Origin of the sequence: Bacillus tuaregi (assembly GCF_900104575.1) — a bacterium.
Classification (GTDB): Bacteria; Bacillota; Bacilli; order Bacillales; family Cytobacillaceae; genus Bacillus_BD; species Bacillus_BD tuaregi.
This window is the reverse complement of sequence record NZ_LT629731.1, coordinates 909,327-926,427: the sequence shown is the minus strand read 5'-3', so window position 1 is coordinate 926,427 and position 17,101 is coordinate 909,327. Positions and strand designations below refer to the sequence as shown.

The following is a 17,101-nucleotide window of genomic DNA, read 5'->3' as shown; positions in this document are numbered from 1 at the left end:
ACAAAAAAACAAAAGCTTAATTGTTCATTTGGGGTGCCTGGCACCTCATAATTTTTTCTAATGCGAGTTCCATGACCTTGTCCTTCATGATAAAGCTATAAGAGTCCTGGAAACGGAGACTTAATAGATCTCCGCCAATGAGGACGGGTCCGTTCGTTTCGAGATAATCCTTCTTTGGCTCCAGGCTATCTGCCTCAGCATAGTATATCGCTTTGACGAAGGAATTCTCCCCTGTATTTACTTCATATTCTCCAATAAATTGTAGGGATTGTATAAGGGCGCCTGTTTCCTCCTCGACCTCTCTTCTTGCGGCTTCTTCCAACGTTTCATTTTCTTCTTTTTTTCCTCCGGGAAATTCCCAGCCCCTGATTTTATGTTTCGTTAATAGCCATTGATTGGAGAAACGACAAATCACCAGCACATGTTTAGCTCTTTGCAAAAAAGCGTCCCTTTGAAAGGAAACCGTAACGGTCCCACCATTATAATCGATAAAAGTATCCATCTAATTCGCACCTCGTGTTTTCCATAGTCTTATTATATATGGAAAATGAGCAATGTGGCACTAGATATGGTCCAAAAACCCCATATTTTCAATATGCTGTTTTGCTTCAGCATCACCCAGCTTATGAATGGTCTGGTAAATATATTTTAGGTTCTCATCATATCGATCATTGTCAGGGTCGTTGTGATACTCACGAAACGGGATATGGGCACGAATGAAATTACCGATTTCTGTTGACTCACTTTGATTAAAGTATTCTCGTAGTTGACGAATTTCTTCATCATTCGCTTCAATTTTAAAATTCCATGGTGAATCCGTTGCGCTCTGTGAGATGGATTCGGAAGCAATTTCAATATAGTAGGTTTTTTTTTCGTCCATTATGAATCATTCCTTTTTACCTTTATCGTCCCCATGTTATAATCAAAACTATACGAAAAACTTCCTACAAGCCCGGGAAGCATTTTTTCACATAATAATGGGTAAAATTAAATATAATGTAAAAATCGTTGAGTCATTATATACTAAAGATGGAGGTGATGATGATGAAGCTTGTAGATGAACTTTATGAAATGTACCGAAACAAATTAACCGGCGATGAAGAGGACATTGATATGTTAGCGTTTGCATTTCTTGAGGAGATGTCAAGGGAAGACATCTTGCATTTGATTCAGGAAATGGATGAACAGGAACTTTATACATTAATGGGGCTCTACTTAATCGAAAGTCTAAAAGGTAAATTCGCAAAAGAAGACTATGGTCAACAGCAAAGTCCTGTCTTAAACCAGCGAAACCTTCATTAAAACTACATACATAATGGCTAAAGAATTCAAAAGGCTGCTTCATCATGAGGGAGTCTCTTCTTTTTGCATTTTTTCTTTCCACAAAAAATAGAATGAATTCTTGTTCTGAAAGAACATAGAACCATTCTATTACGCCTTAACCAGCCATTAGCTTAAATATGCCTTCAGCATCCAGACATGCTTTTGTAAGCTGCCATGGATGGAAAGAAGGACGTCTCCTGTTCCTTCATCACCAGCATCATCCGCTAATCTCATAGCCTCTTGAAGCTCCTGGATGAGCTTTTCAAAATCATTGCAGGTTTCTCGGACCATTTCCGTTTCATTTTCTCCTCCAGTTGCTTCTTTAACGGAGGCTAACTCGAGGCACTCCTTCATCGTTGATACCGGTGTAGCCCCAATGGAAAGCAGCCTTTCAGCTAAGACATCGATATGCTCATTTGCTTCATCATAGAATTCCTCAAATTTTTCGTGTAAAGTAAAGAAGTGATGTCCCTTTACAAACCAATGATAATGATGCAGCTTTACATACAGAACAGTCCAATTGGCTACCTGCTTATTCACAGCTTGAATCAATTCCTGACTCATGTTTTATCTACCTCCCTTCATTAACATAACCAATTAATGCAGGTTCATCCCAAAAAAAAGGGAATTCGAAAGGATTATCAAAAGTTTCTTTCTATTTCATGTTAAAATACAATTGAATAAAGGAGATGATATGAATGTTAACCGTATTAATAATTTCAATTATCATTATATTTCTAGTGTTAATCGTCAGTCTGAAGGTAACGAAGAAAGCATATCAATATAATCATACCATTGATCCTCCTGCCGATTCTTCATCTGACGCTAACCAAGATCGAAAAACAGATGCATAAAATGATGTTCAGAAAGGTATATGACCTATGGATTTGGATTTATATTCATTGATTGTCAGCCTGATATTGTTTTTAAATATGATTCTTGCTGTTATCGTCATCTTTTTGGAAAACAGAGATGCTGGGCCAACATGGGCATGGCTGATGGTTCTTTTCTTTATTCCCATTTTAGGGTTTATTCTCTACCTGCTTTTCGGCCAAAATTTGACCCGAAGCTCCTTGTTTGAATGGGAGGATAAGAAGAAAATTGGAATTGAGGAAATAATTGCTGAGCAAACCTCCAGCTTTCGGTCCGGGAGAATCAACTGTCATAACGAGATAACGGAAAATAATCAAGGTCTTATTTATATGCTGCTCGCAAACAATGATGCCATCTTAACAACCGATAATTCGGTCAAAATATTCACAGATGGAAAAGAAAAATTTGAAGCCTTATTTAAGGATATTGAAGGGGCAACCGATTTTATCCATTTGCAATATTATATTTTTAAAAATGACGATATAGGAAAAAAACTGATTCAATTGCTGGTTGAGAAGGCAAAACAAGGGGTAAAGGTACGTATTCTTTATGATGACCTTGGCTCTCGATCGTTACGTCGCAGTGCCTTTAAGGAGTTGCTGGAGGCCGGTGGTGAAGTCGAAGCCTTTTTTCCATCGAAATTCCCGCTCATCAATTTACGTTTGAATTACCGAAATCATCGCAAGCTGGTCATTATTGATGGAATGGTTGGTTACATTGGCGGTTTTAATGTCGGGGATGAATACTTAGGCTTAAACAAAAGATTTGGTTATTGGCGTGATACACATCTCCGGATTACCGGTAGCTCTGTCCATGCGATTCAAACAAGATTTATCTTAGATTGGAACCAAGCTTCACACCGGCATGATATTTCCTATTTACCCAATCTTTTCCCGGAAACAACGCCATCCGGTAATATTGCCATGCAAATTGTTTCCAGTGGACCTGATTCAGAATGGGAACAGATTAAATACGGGTATATCAAAATGATTTCCTCTGCCAAGAAATCTATTTGGATTCAAACACCCTATTTCATTCCAGATGAAAGTCTACTCGACTCAATAAAAATCGCCGCACTCACCGGTAAAGATGTGAGAATCATGATTCCGAATAAACCTGATCATCCCTTTGTCTATTGGGCGACCTATTCCCATATCGGGCAAATCCTAAAAGCAGGAGCAAAGGTGTACATTTATGATAACGGCTTTATTCATGCCAAATCCATTATTGTTGATCATACCTTATCATCTGTTGGTACCGCCAATATTGATGTGAGAAGCTTCAGGCTTAATTTTGAGGTCAATGCGTTTATATATGATGAGAAAATTGCAGAAGCCCTGACAGATAGCTTTTATGAGGATCTAAAGCTATCAAGGGAATTAACAATGCAGGAATATAACCGCAGAAGCATCATCATTCGGTTTAAGGAATCTATATCAAGATTGTTATCACCGATTTTATAAAAAAGTTTATCAAAGGATTCGAATACATGTAAAAAGAAGGATTAAATCAAATGCTTAAAGCCGCATTCATTGCCATCATCCGTTTTTACCAAGTGGTGATATCTCCATTAAAACCGCCCACATGCCGTTTTTACCCAACCTGTTCTCATTATGGGCTAGAATCTGTCAAACGATTTGGAGCCTTAAAGGGTGGCTATCTTGCTGTTAAGCGGATATTAAAATGCCACCCGCTCCACCCTGGAGGAATTGATGAAGTACCGGAAAAATGGCCAGGTATGATGAGAAAAAAAAAGAAATCTATTTCGAAGCAATAAAAAAGATGGGGAATCCCCCATCTTTTTTATCTTATTTTTCGTAGCCATTCACTACTAAATCTAGTTTCCCAGTTGCCGGATCAATGACTAGTCCATGAACAGGTGTATTCCCTGGCAAAAGCGGGTGATTTCTAATGACATCTACACTATGTGCAACACTATCCTCTACTTTACTAAAGCCCTTCAGCCATTTCTGCACATCGATTCCAGAGTACTCTAATGTATCAAGTGTCTTTTGAGATACTCCGCGCTCCAGCATATTTGGAATGATATCATCGGCCTTTAATCCGCCCATACCACAATCATGATGACCAATGACAAGTACTTCATCTGCCTTCAGCTGATACACTGCTACTAGTATACTTCTCATCACACTCCCAAAAGGATGCTTCAATACTGCTCCAGCATTTTTGATCATCTTTACATCGCCATTTTTAAAATTCAGTGCATGTGGGAGCAATTCCAATAAACGTGTATCCATACAGGTTAGAATGACCATCTTTTTATTAGGCAGCTTATCGGTAGCAAACTCTTCATATTTCTTATCAGCAACAAATTTCTCATTATACGTCAGTACCTCATCTAGTAATCTCATACACAAACCCCTCACGATTGTTTTTCTTTATTAGCATACAAAAAATCGCCAAAATAAAACAATTTTTTTGACTTGCATTTTATAATTATTTTTTGTAAGATTGAAATCGTAATGATTACGTTTAATATCAATTGGGGGATATTCTTTTTTAAATCGTAATTAATACGTTTTATAGGGTGATGAGAGGGGAAAGAAAATGAAAAAATGGATTTTAAGTTTAACGGCCATCCTTACGGTCAGCCTATTTTTAGCAGGCTGCGGAGATAAACAGGCTGAAACAGGCAATACAGATGATAATAAGCCATTAACCGCTTATACAACGGTCTATCCGCTGCAATTTTTTACTGAGGAAATAGGCGGTGAGCATGTCAGTGTAGAAACAATATATCCACCGGGGGCAGATGAGCATACATTTGAGCCTACACAAAAGGATATGATAAAACTGGCTGAATCAGACTTATTCTTATACGTAGGTCTAGGACTCGAAGGCTTTGTCGAAAAGGCGAAAAATACATTAGAAAAAGAACAGGTTACCATGGTAGCTACCGGAGAGTCTATTCATTTTGATGAACTGGATGACCACTCAGATCATGGTCATGAAGAAGAACATGATGCAGGACATGAAGAGGAGCATGGCCATTCGCATGGTGATATTGATCCACATGTTTGGCTCGATCCTATCTATTCGAAAGAATTAGCACAATCTATTAAAAATGCATTAGTTGAAAAAAGCCCAGAAAATGAAGCTACTTTTGAAAAGAACTATGAAGCCTTAATACAAAAGCTTGATGAATTGGACAGCAGCTTCTTAGAACTAGCTGACCAGGCTGCACATAAAGAATTTATTGTTTCCCATGCAGCATATGGCTATTGGGAAAAACGCTACGGCTTAGAACAAATCAGTATATCCGGTTTATCTACTTCCAGTGAGCCTTCACAGAAAGCTCTTGAAGAAATTGTCAAAGCAGCTAAGAAAACGAATAGCAACTATATCTTTTTTGAACAGAATGTTAGCTCAAAGTTAACTGAAATTGTTCAAGCTGAAATTGGTGCTGAAGCTCTTACACTTCACAATTTATCAGTCAGAACGGAAGAGGATATGAAAAAAAACCGTGACTATTTTTCTATCATGACCGATAATCAAGAGGCCTTAAAAAAGGCTTTGCAATAATCCTAAATCCTATACATTACGAAAAGAGAGTTCTTAACTGAACTCTCTTTCTCTTTAGTCCCTATCATCATAGTCTATTTCAATGACTTTTCCAGTTGCTGCATCAATATCCACCTCTGCTTCACCACGGTCTGTATGAAGTTCAAATTGATATTCAAGCAAGCCATCATCATATTCCTTGTCCATTTCAACGATCTTTCCATTCACCGCTTTTTCTGCAATCGCTGCTGCTTCTGCTTCAGTAATAACTTCCATTGTTGGTTTAGATTTATCGCTAATTGATTTAGAGTCGTCATCGTACCGAACATCATCGTCAAAATGATCATCATACCTATCATCAAAATCGTCATCATCCTGCTTTACAGAATAGGGCTCACCTGTTACCGCGTCAATATAAATATCATAGTCCATCTTGTCTTTTTCAATTTCTACCTCGTAGTAGGATTTACCGACCTTTGTTTCTAAATCAATGCTTTCTACTCTGCCATCCACTTCCTTAAGAGCAATGGCTTTTGCTTCTTCAAGGGTAATGAATGACTTCTTACCGTCTGCAACTGATTTTGTTGTATCATCCTTTGCAGCCACCGCTGCGATTGAACCGCCCAATACAACTGCTGATAGAACAGCTCCAATCAATATCTTCTTACTCATAATCAAGTTCCTCCTTTTTTGTTTCCTGCTCCTTACACTTTCAATATACGCATGGTAAATGAGAGGATAGAGAAAGAAAGATTAGAATTTGATTAGAAATGAGAAAAGCGGAGGTGGCTTTTTTTAATCATCATCGTCATCATCCCAGGTTAATGATTTAACCTCACCGGTAATCGCATTGATTTCTACCTTTGCTTCACGTCCGTCGGTCGTTTCGACATCAACAAAATAGAAGCCCATTCCATTGACCTTCTCATAATCCACATCATCAATATTTCCAGCCACCTGCTCGAGTGCTATTGCTGCTGCTTCCTGCTCCGTCAGCCTTTTCGAACCCTCATCGACAGGAGGGGTTTCCGGATTCAAAGGCTCACCCGTAGCTTCATCATTTTTCTCATTCGTCGCTCCCTCTGACTCTGAAGCTTGACTGATTCTTTTTAAGGATGTTACCTCGCCAGATTCTCTATTTATCCTAATCTCGTATACACCTGTATTTCTTTCCAATTCCATGACAAAATCATTGTTACTTTGATTAATTTTTTGCACCTTCCCTGCATAACGATCTTCTGCGATTGCCTGCGCTTCCTGCTCTGTTAACATATCTGCCTTTGTAAAAATCGGCCCTGTCATTTGTGTAGCTACAAAAATTAGGATGATTAGTACCGCAGCCCCACAACCAATCCAAAGAAACAGCCTTCTATTCATTTAGTCACCTCAAATCTTTTCTTTCATTATGCACGGGAAAAATGAGAAATTCATGAGAATCCCTTATTTACTGTCCCTGATAGCTCAATATTTACGGTTGTGCCAATTCCCTCAACACTTTCAATCGATAGGTGTGCATTCATTGCCGCAGCTATTTCCTTGGCGAGCGAAAGACCGAGGCCTGTTCCACCCATTTTTCTGCTTCTTGCTTTATCCACCCGAAAGAAACGATCGAATACTTTATTCAAATCCTCCTTCGGAATGCCTACACCTCTATCCGCAATTTGAATAAACGGGATGCCGTCTTTTTGGCCAACCTCAACACGTATTGCATCCTCACTATATTTTTTAGCATTGTCCAAAATGATATAGGTCAGCTGCTTTAATTTTTGAGTATCGGCAAGAGCTGTAATATTCGGTTTTTGTTGAAACTGGATCTCCCTTTGATAGGCACTTTGAAACGTATTGATGGTCTGACTGACATGCTCCCCAAGGTCAATCATTTCCAATTGGATATTCCATTCTTCGTTATGCTTTGCCAACAGCAATAATTGTTCGACCATTTCCTTCATGCGAACAGCTTCAGAATGAATCGCATCAATAGACTCATGAAAAATTTCTGGCTCTGCTTGTCCTCGTCTTTTAACTAGACTGGCATAGCTCTCAATAATCGTTAAAGGTGTTCTAAGCTCATGGGATGCATTGGCAATAAATTGCTCCTGCTTTTCAAAATTGGCCTCTAATAAATCCATCATATGGTTAAATGTCTCACCCATATCATATAATTCATCCTTTGAGCGGGATTCAAGCTGGATTCGTTTAAAGCCACCTTTTTTTCGAATCTCAGTCATTGTGTCAATCAGCGATGTAATGGGCTTGGTAATCACATTACTAAGCACCCGGCTCGAAATAATGAGCGGAATCATGGCGATGATGGTGACGGATAAGAGAACAATTCTTAAGATGGCCAGGTCATCCATCGCACTTTGAATATTTTTCATCATTTGCAGGTTCACAATTTTTCCGTCTGCCCCTATTGTCGGAATAGAATGAAATAAATAGGTTTGATCCTTATAGGTGAGCTTCTCTTTCACTTCCGTCTCATAATAGTGTACGTCTCGGCTGCTCAAGCTTTTTTCAGAAGGCGAAGTGACTTGAGAAAGAGGCTTTTGCTCGCTTGATACAATTTGAATCATACCATTTATTGGGACATAGGCACGAAGAAGCTTATCCGTCTTAATCTCCCCTATCGACTCACTGATTCCATCCACTATTTTTTCTGTCTCTGCTGCTGCCTGCTCCTTTTCCCCTTCGAGAATTAAGTAGCTGAAAACAAAATAGATTGAAAAATTGATAAGGATAAATAAGCCAATAAATAGAAAGGTCGTTGAAAAAATAATTTTTTGGCGAAGCCTCATTTTCCTTCCCTCAATACATAACCGACCCCGCGAACCGTATGGATTAACGGATTAACGTGTGGAAGGTCAACTTTTTTACGAATATAGCGGATATAGACATCCACAACATTTGTATCCCCATAATAATCGTAGCCCCAAACAGCCTCGATAATTTGTTCTCGGCTAAGTACCTGCTGCTTATTTTTTAATAAATAAACAAGTAAATCAAACTCCCGGGGCGTCAACTCGAGCTGGTTATCCCCCCTCATAACCATTCTTGTTTTTTCGTTCACACTCAAATCGGCTATATGTAAAACTGCTAGATCTTCAACTGGCTCAATAGCGGGCTTCAATCTTAATGCAACACGAATCCGTGCCAGTAATTCCTCGATTTGAAAGGGCTTTGTGATATAATCATTTGCCCCTAGATCGAGGCCCGATACTTTATCCTCGACAGAGCTTTTCGCTGTCAACAGAATAACAGGCGTATGGACATCCTGTGAGCGAATCCGCCGCAAGAGCTCAATTCCGCTAATTCCTGGCAGCATCACATCCAGCAGGATTAAATCCCATTTTCGATTTTGATATAATTCAAACCCTTTCAGGCCATCATTTGCTTTTCCGACCTCATAGCCTTCATAGACAAGCTCCAGCTCCAGCAAGCGTAAGATTTTCTCTTCATCTTCAACAACCAATATCGTATCCTTTGTCATCTGTCTACCCCTTTTTCAGAAAAATCATTTATCCTTATCATATCTGATTTGGATTTCAAATTCATGAAAAATAATCTTCCTCGTTTCTAAAACAAAGAGACCAACATTCTTACCTGTCAGTCTCTTGAGAAAAAAAGCATTAATGATTAATGAGCTTACGTAGCTCTCTTCGTAGGATTTTCTTACTTGCATTACGGGGAATCTCATCTATAAAATAAATATCTTTTGGAAGCTTATATTTAGCAAGCTTTTCCTGACAGTAAGCAAGGATGTCCATTTCGGAAACAGATTGATTCATGACTAAAAAGGCAATTGGCACCTCTCCCCATTTATTATCCTGTCGACCAATAACACCTGCATCTTTAATAGCCGGATGAGCCGTCAGCACTCCCTCAATTTCAGCTGGATAAATATTCTCTCCTCCTGAAATAATTAAATCAGAGCGCCTGTCTAGGACATATAAAAAACCATCCTCATCCAAATATCCGATATCTCCTGTGTGCAGCCAGCCATCCTGTCTGTCCTTATTTGTTTCCATTTCTCTGTTAAGATAACCGTTTGTGACATTTGGTCCTTTGACCACGATTTCTCCAGTCTCAAATGCTGCTACCTCACGGCCATCCTGCATAATTTTAATTTGGGCAGGGAAAAGCGGCTTTCCTGCTGAGCCTAGTTTCCGAAAACAATCCTCAGGAGACAGCGTAACAATCTGTGATGATGTTTCTGTCATCCCATAAGTTTGAAAGACAGGTATTTCCTTTTCAACACACCTCTCTAAAAGTGGCAGTGAGGCAGGTCCTCCGCCTAACAGCATACAGCGGAAGCTTTTCGGGAGCCTTTCATTCTGGAGCTGGTCTAGAATCATGGTTAGTGTTGTACTAACAACAGACATCATCGTTACCTTTTCTTTATAAATGTCGCTAAGAGTCTCATTCACATCAAACTTTTCATGCAGAACGATTTTCATGCCATAAATCATACTTTTCATTAAAATCGAATATCCACTAATATGAAAAAGTGGAACCGTACAAAGCCAGCAATCATTTTCATGCAAGCCTAGATTCAAGGCAGAGCCTGTTGCACTCCACCAGTGATTTCCGTATGTTTGCATGACTCCCTTTGGATTACCGGTAGTCCCAGATGTATACATAATCGTACAAATATCATCTAAATCGATTTCTTCTATTATTTGTGGCTCCGCAAAAGATGCATGCTGCAATTCTTCCTTCGTTAGAACAGGTAAGGCCGTCAAACTGGCACCGATTATGTCCAGCTTAACTCGAAACCGACCCTCACTCAGTAACTGAACGGATTGTGAGTCTTGAATCTGCCAAATAAGTTCTTCAGCAGTCAATCGGTTATTTAATATAACAGCCCGAACCCCTAGCAGCTGAAGCGCCAGCAGAATCACAGCAGAATCAAGATGATTAGGCAAGAGTACCGCTGTAAACTGTTCCTTTTTAATCCCTTCTGCAGTTAGCTTTCCAGCCATTTCGTAGGCTGCTTGATACAGCTTTGCAAAAGTAATGGTTTTCCCATTAAAAACAATAGCCTGTCGTTCAGGCGTTAAATAAGCCCGTTTTTTAAGCCAATTTGGGATGGTTTGCTTCATATCCTTCACCCTCTTAAGAAAAACAGCCTGATGGGGCTAACCATCAAGCTGAGGTGTTTTTGTCAAAATAATCATGTGTATTTCCGTTTATAATCGATGCTATTAAGGAAATCTAGGGAATTTATCAAAGTCTGGCTGGCGTTTTTCCTTGAATGCATCACGGCCTTCTTTTGCTTCATCTGTTGTATAGTAAAGAAGTGTCGCATCACCAGCAAATTGCTGGATCCCGGCTAATCCGTCAGTATCTGCATTAAAGGCAGCCTTTAAGAACCGAAGCGCGGTTGGACTCTTTTCAAGGATCTCTTCACACCATTTAATCGTTTCCTCTTCGACCTGCTCTAGTGGTACGACCGTATTGACAAGTCCCATATCCAATGCTTCCTGGGCATTGTATTGTCGGCATAGGTACCAGATTTCACGAGCCTTTTTATGGCCAACAATTCTTGCTAAATAGCCAGAACCATAACCAGCATCAAAGCTACCTACCTTAGGACCTGTTTGTCCAAAGATGGCATTATCCGCTGCAATCGTTAAGTCACATACAATATGTAATACATGGCCGCCGCCAATCGCATAACCCTTTACCATCGCAATAACCGGCTTTGGAATGACACGAATTAAACGCTGTAAATCAAGGACATTCAAGCGTGGAATTTGGTCGTCGCCTACATATCCACCATGTCCTCGTACCTTTTGGTCTCCGCCTGAACAGAATGCCTTATCCCCTGCTCCTGTTAGGATGATAACCCCTACACTTGAATCATCGCGGGCATATGCGAAAGCATCAATTAATTCCATAACCGTTCTTGGTGTAAAGGCGTTATGAACATGGGGACGGTTAATCGTAATTTTTGCCATTCCGTTATACGTTTCATACAGAATCTCTTCATACTGACGTCCTGCAATCCATTCTACTGTCATATTGAATTCCTCCTTCTATAATGACTATCATTTTTCTCATTAGTTTGACAAAAAGACACTTACTATTGTACCAAATTTTTCAGGTTGTTCCACATGAATAGCATGTCCACATTCATTAAACTTTTGCCATTTGGCATGCTTCATCTTTTTTACCATTTTTTCAGCTATGAAGCAAAACTTTTGATCCTGTTCACCTGTGAGCAGAAGAGTCTCGGCTTTCAGCTCTTGCAATCGATTCCACCAGGATGGCTGTGCCCCAGTCCCCATACCTAGTAAGCTATTACTAAGACCTATTACAGAGTTTTCAAATCTTTGCTTTCTAATTTCCTGCTGCATATGTAATGAAAGCTTTTTTTGTGTATGAAAAAGCGGTATATTCTCCCAGTAGTCCACAAATCTCTCTATTCCATTTTTTCGAATGAACTGACTGAGGTTTGTATCCTGTATTCGACGGTTATCCTGTTCCTGTTTCGTTTCCAATCCAGGAGAGGCACTTTCTAAAATTAGCTTATATACAAATTGCGGATACAGTAGGGAGAAGCTTAAGGCTAGTCTTCCACCCATAGAGTACCCCAACACATTTGCTTGTTCAATTCCTAAGTGTTCAAGAATTCCCTTTATATCCTTTGCCACAGATTGAATATCATATCTCTCAACCTCTATTGGTGAAGCTGACTTCCCATGACCGATGATATCAACCGTAATGACCTGATGCTCCTGGCTCCATTGCGATAAAAAAGGCTTCCAGGTCGTGGAATCACCTGTAAAACCATGTAATAGAAGCAAGGGAAAACCTTTACCTATAGTATCAACATGATAGAGAATGCCATCAATGGTTACATTCATCTCAAGAATTCTCCTTCTCAAGCAAGGAATCTATTTCCCGGGAAACAAATTCCCACAATTTTCGGTGTTCTTCTGCATTACTGTTGCGATTCGTCATGATTTCAATAACACGCAACCCGTCTTTATTTTGATCCTGTAATAGGGCATCAGGAAACTGTTCCCAATTCGAGATAGAGGTAAATTCTCCGCCATACATCTCAACCGCCTTACTGAAATCCAAATCCAGCGGAGTACCAAAAAGGAGTTCAAAATGCTTTGGATGTGACGCTTGCGGTAAAAATGAAAAAATACCGCCACCATTATTATTGATTAATAATACCGTCATATTGAGCTTTTGAAGCTTCGCTGCAATTAAACCATTTAAATCATGGAAAAAGGTTAAATCGCCAAGAATTAAATACAGCGGCTGATGGATCGTACCCACACCCAATGCCGTTGAGACTGTCCCGTCAATTCCATTTGCCCCGCGATTAGCCAGCACTTTTATGCTTTTCTCATTAAAGTGGAAGAAGGAATCTAAATCACGGATTGGCATACTGTTTCCAACAAAGATTGCTGCTTCTTCTGGAAGTAATTCAGCCAGCTGGTGAAACAGCTTTCCTTCACTCAACTCTTCCGCTTCATCAATCTTATGGATTAATTTTTTAGTATACATATTTATGGTCAGCCACTTTTGGAAGTAGTTTGATGAATGCCTTTCTACCACTCTCTTCGCCATCTCATTGCAGAAAAGAGTTTCTTGACAATAAATCATCTCCGTTGAGACCAACGCTGGGTCTCTCCAGCCAATCCCTCCGTCAATGACTAATTGCTGGGCTGTATGATTTTCTCTTAAAAAGAAGGTTAAGGCTTTTGATACGGGCATAGATCCAAATCGGATAATAAGATCAGGCTTTAGTACCTTTTTTGCCTTAATATTTCGTAAAAAGCCATCATAAGTGTCAATAATGGCATTCCCGCTATGAGTACCGCTCCTTAGCTGTGAAAGGGGATCCGCTAAAATAGGAAACTGACATTTCTCGGCAAATGCTGTGATTGCTTTTGAAAAATGAACATCATCCATTTGTCCACAAATGATGATTCCCCGCTCAGCTTGATTCATTAATTCAGCATAGTAATCAAATTCATGCATCTGCAATGACACAGTTGGCTGCTGAATTTTCACATACCCATTTACTCTCTCCTTTTGGCTAAATAACTGCTCATTCTCAAGCAGTGGCACAAGCGGTTCCCGTAATGGGAAATTCAGATGCACCGGACCAGCTGGAGCCTGCATGGCAGTGGCAGCCGCTCTGGCACAAACCATGCGAGCATAACGGACCATTTCCTCTGTGCCTTCCGGTGGTGCCATTTCGACAAACCACTTAACATGATTACCATATAGCTGAATTTGATCAATGGATTGCGGCGCCCCCACATCCCGCAGTTCATGCGGCCGGTCAGCCGTTAAGACGACTAATGGAATACGTGAAATATTGGCTTCCACAATGGCTGGAAAATAGTTGGCCGCTGCTGTTCCAGATGTACATAAAAGAACGGTTGGTCTTTGGGAAGCTTTTGCAATCCCTAAAGCAAAAAAGGAAGCAGAGCGTTCATCAACTTGGATATGAAGTCTAAGGTCAGGATGTTCCGCCATTACCATCGCAATTGGAGTTGACCGCGAACCCGGGCTGACAACAATATCCTTAATACCTGACTGTACTAGCTCTGATACAAAAGAAGCTATATAGCCTGTTAATGCTTCCTGATGATTCATTGTTCGATTCCTCCAAGTGCTGATAGCATCGGTTTAAACTTTATATTTGTTTCTTCATATTCAGATTCGACAACAGAATCCTCGACTAACCCGCAGCCGGCAAAAATAGAAGCTTCATGACCCTGAATTAAACCGGAGCGAATCGCTACAGCAAACTCACCATTTCCATTATAATCCAGCCAGCCGATTGGTCCAGCAAAAAAGCCACGGTCTAGCATTTCTACTTCTCTAATTTTTGCAACAGCAGGCTCCTTTGGCAGACCTCCGAGCGCAGGTGTAGGATGAAGCTTTTCGACTAATGTAAGAAGTGATGTCTGTTCACAGGCTTTACCAATGACAGGTGTATATAAATGTTGAATATGCTTTAATTTAAGCAAGCTTGGCTGGGAGGGTATCGTTACGTAGGAACAGGATTCCTCCATTGCTGCTTTTATCATATCCACAACATATTGATGCTCAATTAAATTTTTATCATCTGTCAAGAGGGAATAGCCAAGCTGCTCATCCTCAACCACATCTTTCCCCCTAGCAATTGAACCTGCCAAACAGGTAGAAAACACTTCATGGCTGTCTTTTTTCACTAAGCGTTCTGGTGATGCACCGATGAAACAGTCACCATTTGCTTCAAAAGCAAATACGTAGCTGTCCTTTTGTTCTTTTAGTAGCCGTTCTACTACCGCTTCAATGTGTATCTTGCTATTAAATTGAAGTCTTAGCTCTCTTGCCAGTACAACCTTCTTAAGCGGACCGTTTTTCAAGTCTTCAACGACCTTTGTAACAGACTGTTTCCAGGCTTCCGGTTCGAGCTCCTGCTTATGCACCAATGCAGCTAAATCGAATTTCAGCTCCATACTACTATGCTCTAGTAGCTCTTGCCGTTCATTTTCTATTAAATGATAAAGCGAAGGAGAATGGTCATGATGACATATCACATTCGTTGTTAAAAAGGCTTGCCCCTTTATCACACTTAACATAAAACGAGGAATATGAAATAAGGAAGAGGCATAGTTAGACCAAAGCATGGTTTTTTCTTTGTATGGATCAAAGGAAAAACCGCCAAAGGCAGTTGGGCCAGTGCCCTGTACATGTTCATCATCAAGGATAATAGCTTGATCGATAAAGCGTTTCCACTCCTTTTCTACATGAAAAAAGCGGTCAGTTGCCTGATCCGATACAATTTCCTTACATATTCCTAAACCAATCATATAGCTTTCTTCTGAAGGATGTTTCCAAAAAAATCTTTCACCGCCATACTTATCTTTTCCGGCTGCAAAAAAAGAAAGAGGTAAACATGAGTCGATTTTTTGCACCTCGCTCACTAATATGGAGGCAGAATTATTTTTTGCCTTTTCTATTGCTGCGTGGATCCCTTCTTTCAGCTCCGTCCGTTGAATGGTAACCAAAAAAATCCCCTCCAGTAACAGTCAATCTATTTTAAATTGTGGTTAACTTCAAATACACTCAAATATCATATCATATTAACGTACATATGACTATTATCTCAAGCTTTAGTCGTAAGTGGGTTTAAATAAAAAGGATAAAAACGCCTGATAAACCTTCTTTTAAGATATTACTATAATATAGTTGTTTTTGCAGTTGTAAACATTTCCCACTGTAAATTTGCCACAAAAATTCCATATTTGAAAGTAAAGTGGTTGACACAAACTGGCTCTTTCCATAAACTAAAATTGTAACGAAATGTTCAAAATCAGGACTATTTTGAAAGTAATCTTTTTTCTGATACATAGAATCATCTATGCATAATATTATTTTTTCAGTAAAAGAAATATAGGGGGAATTTTCGATGGATTCGCAGGTACAGTCAGCCACTTCTCCACTGCCTAAACAAAAAAATTGGAAGGTATGGTGGAGATTAACTAGACCCCATACATTAACGGCAGCATTTGTTCCTGTTACACTTGGAACCGTGTTGGCTATGAGCTATGACTCTACTTTTCATTTGCTACTTTTCCTAGCCATGATGGTTGCTAGTATCCTGATACAGATTGCGACTAACTTATTTAATGAATACTATGATTTCAAGCGTGGACTTGATAATGAAGAATCTGTTGGAATTGGCGGAGGGATTGTGAGAGACGGTATCCAGCCCAAAACCATTATGAAACTAGCTTTAAGCTTGTACGGAATCTCTCTATTAATAGGAATTTATATTTGTATAAGCACAAGCTGGTGGTTAGCATTAATCGGCCTAGGCTGTATGCTAGCTGGTTATCTTTATACAGGCGGTCCTGTACCTATAGCCTACACACCTTTTGGTGAGCTTGCTTCTGGATTTTTAATGGGTATGGTAATTGTGTTAATTTCATTCTTTATTCAAACTGGTTTTGTCTCAATCGAAAGCATCTTAACCGCTTCACCGATTATGATTTTAGTTGGTGCCATTAACTTAGCTAACAATATTCGTGATTTAGAAGGTGATAAGGAAAACGGGCGAAAAACACTAGCCATTTTACTTGGCAAAAAAAATGCCATAGTCTTTCTTGCGTCTATGTTTATTATTTCCTATGTCTGGGTATTTATGCTAATGGGGTTTGGAATTGTTTCCCCTTGGATACTGCTTGTGATTTTAAGTATACCGAAAGCGGTAACAGCGGTTAAAGGATTTATTCATAACACGGCACCTATCCAAATGATGCCCGCTATGAAGGCTACCTCACAGACCAATACTTTTTTCGGACTACTATTATCAATTGGTATTTTCCTTGGAACCTTCATTTAGTAAGAAAAGCTTCTGCATGAT

Annotated in this window: 19 protein-coding genes; 6 read left to right on the top strand and 13 right to left on the bottom strand. The window is 39.6% G+C overall.

Annotated elements, in window-relative coordinates:
• Positions 1-16: 16 nt before the first annotated feature.
• Both ytkD and BQ5321_RS06775 read right to left on the bottom strand, forming a co-directional pair.
• Positions 17-502, bottom strand: a complete 486-nt coding sequence (gene ytkD, locus BQ5321_RS06780; protein WP_071393769.1) for an RNA deprotection pyrophosphohydrolase — start codon at positions 500-502, stop codon at positions 17-19.
• 60 nt (positions 503-562) lie between these two features.
• On the bottom strand, positions 563-880 hold the full coding sequence (locus BQ5321_RS06775; RefSeq protein ID WP_071393768.1) for a hydrolase: 318 nt from the start codon (positions 878-880) through the stop codon (positions 563-565).
• Between the two features lie 164 nt (positions 881-1,044).
• Between BQ5321_RS06775 and BQ5321_RS06770 the strand changes: the two genes are divergently transcribed.
• A complete protein-coding gene (locus BQ5321_RS06770) occupies positions 1,045-1,302 on the top strand; it encodes a DUF6154 family protein (RefSeq protein ID WP_071393767.1) in 258 nt (85 codons plus the stop codon).
• Between the two features lie 147 nt (positions 1,303-1,449).
• Here BQ5321_RS06770 and BQ5321_RS06765 read toward each other — a convergent pair whose 3' ends face one another.
• On the bottom strand, positions 1,450-1,887 hold the full coding sequence (locus BQ5321_RS06765; RefSeq protein ID WP_071393766.1) for a Dps family protein: 438 nt from the start codon (positions 1,885-1,887) through the stop codon (positions 1,450-1,452).
• A 134-nt stretch (positions 1,888-2,021) separates the two neighbouring features.
• Here BQ5321_RS06765 and ytzI point away from each other — a divergent pair, with 134 nt between their 5' ends.
• The 3 genes from ytzI to yidD are packed head-to-tail and all read left to right on the top strand — an operon-like array spanning position 2,022 to position 3,973.
• Positions 2,022-2,177 carry a YtzI protein gene (gene ytzI, locus BQ5321_RS23990; RefSeq protein WP_139187765.1) on the top strand — a complete coding sequence of 52 codons (156 nt, stop codon included), beginning with the start codon at positions 2,022-2,024 and terminating at the stop codon, positions 2,175-2,177.
• Between the two features lie 33 nt (positions 2,178-2,210).
• Positions 2,211-3,659 (top strand): cardiolipin synthase, encoded by a 1,449-nt coding sequence (gene cls / locus BQ5321_RS06760; protein WP_139187882.1) that lies wholly within the window; start codon positions 2,211-2,213, stop codon positions 3,657-3,659.
• Between the two features lie 50 nt (positions 3,660-3,709).
• Positions 3,710-3,973, top strand: coding sequence for a membrane protein insertion efficiency factor YidD (gene yidD, locus BQ5321_RS06755; protein WP_071393764.1), 264 nt, complete (start codon positions 3,710-3,712; stop codon positions 3,971-3,973).
• Positions 3,974-4,004: 31 nt separating this feature from the next.
• Here yidD and BQ5321_RS06750 read toward each other — a convergent pair whose 3' ends face one another.
• Entirely contained in the window at positions 4,005-4,568 is a 564-nt protein-coding gene (locus tag BQ5321_RS06750; protein ID WP_071393763.1) for a beta-class carbonic anhydrase, read from the bottom strand.
• A 196-nt stretch (positions 4,569-4,764) separates the two neighbouring features.
• Here BQ5321_RS06750 and BQ5321_RS06745 point away from each other — a divergent pair, with 196 nt between their 5' ends.
• The gene (locus BQ5321_RS06745) at positions 4,765-5,739 is read left to right on the top strand and encodes a metal ABC transporter solute-binding protein, Zn/Mn family (RefSeq protein WP_071393762.1); all 975 of its coding nucleotides are present in this window, start codon (positions 4,765-4,767) and stop codon (positions 5,737-5,739) included.
• Between the two features lie 54 nt (positions 5,740-5,793).
• On the opposite strand, the gene BQ5321_RS06740 is transcribed toward BQ5321_RS06745, so the two are convergent.
• The 9 genes from BQ5321_RS06740 to BQ5321_RS06700 form a co-directional block, all read right to left on the bottom strand.
• Entirely contained in the window at positions 5,794-6,390 is a 597-nt protein-coding gene (locus BQ5321_RS06740) for a PepSY domain-containing protein (RefSeq protein ID WP_071393761.1), read from the bottom strand.
• A 123-nt stretch (positions 6,391-6,513) separates the two neighbouring features.
• Positions 6,514-7,095 carry a PepSY domain-containing protein gene (locus BQ5321_RS06735; protein WP_071393760.1) on the bottom strand — a complete coding sequence of 194 codons (582 nt, stop codon included), beginning with the start codon at positions 7,093-7,095 and terminating at the stop codon, positions 6,514-6,516.
• Between the two features lie 50 nt (positions 7,096-7,145).
• A complete protein-coding gene (locus BQ5321_RS06730; RefSeq protein ID WP_071393759.1) occupies positions 7,146-8,513 on the bottom strand; it encodes a sensor histidine kinase in 1,368 nt (455 codons plus the stop codon).
• Positions 8,510-9,205 (bottom strand): response regulator transcription factor, encoded by a 696-nt coding sequence (locus BQ5321_RS06725; protein WP_071393758.1) that lies wholly within the window; start codon positions 9,203-9,205, stop codon positions 8,510-8,512. The genes BQ5321_RS06730 and BQ5321_RS06725 overlap by 4 nt, the downstream gene beginning before the upstream one ends.
• A gap of 139 nt (positions 9,206-9,344) precedes the next feature.
• Positions 9,345-10,817, bottom strand: coding sequence for an o-succinylbenzoate--CoA ligase (locus BQ5321_RS06720; RefSeq protein ID WP_071393757.1), 1,473 nt, complete (start codon positions 10,815-10,817; stop codon positions 9,345-9,347).
• A 102-nt stretch (positions 10,818-10,919) separates the two neighbouring features.
• A complete protein-coding gene (gene menB / locus BQ5321_RS06715) occupies positions 10,920-11,738 on the bottom strand; it encodes a 1,4-dihydroxy-2-naphthoyl-CoA synthase (protein ID WP_071393756.1) in 819 nt (272 codons plus the stop codon).
• A 39-nt stretch (positions 11,739-11,777) separates the two neighbouring features.
• Positions 11,778-12,584 carry a 2-succinyl-6-hydroxy-2,4-cyclohexadiene-1-carboxylate synthase gene (gene menH, locus BQ5321_RS06710; protein ID WP_071393755.1) on the bottom strand — a complete coding sequence of 269 codons (807 nt, stop codon included), beginning with the start codon at positions 12,582-12,584 and terminating at the stop codon, positions 11,778-11,780.
• Between the two features lies 1 nt (position 12,585).
• Entirely contained in the window at positions 12,586-14,340 is a 1,755-nt protein-coding gene (menD, locus tag BQ5321_RS06705; RefSeq protein WP_071393754.1) for a 2-succinyl-5-enolpyruvyl-6-hydroxy-3-cyclohexene-1-carboxylic-acid synthase, read from the bottom strand.
• Positions 14,337-15,743: an isochorismate synthase gene (locus tag BQ5321_RS06700; RefSeq protein WP_071393753.1), complete on the bottom strand. Its 1,407-nt coding sequence runs from the start codon at positions 15,741-15,743 to the stop codon at positions 14,337-14,339. Before BQ5321_RS06700 ends, menD begins: the two co-directional genes overlap by 4 nt.
• 401 nt (positions 15,744-16,144) lie before the next feature.
• Between BQ5321_RS06700 and BQ5321_RS06695 the strand changes: the two genes are divergently transcribed.
• Positions 16,145-17,080, top strand: a complete 936-nt coding sequence (locus tag BQ5321_RS06695; RefSeq protein WP_071393752.1) for a 1,4-dihydroxy-2-naphthoate polyprenyltransferase — start codon at positions 16,145-16,147, stop codon at positions 17,078-17,080.
• Positions 17,081-17,101 lie beyond the last annotated feature (21 nt).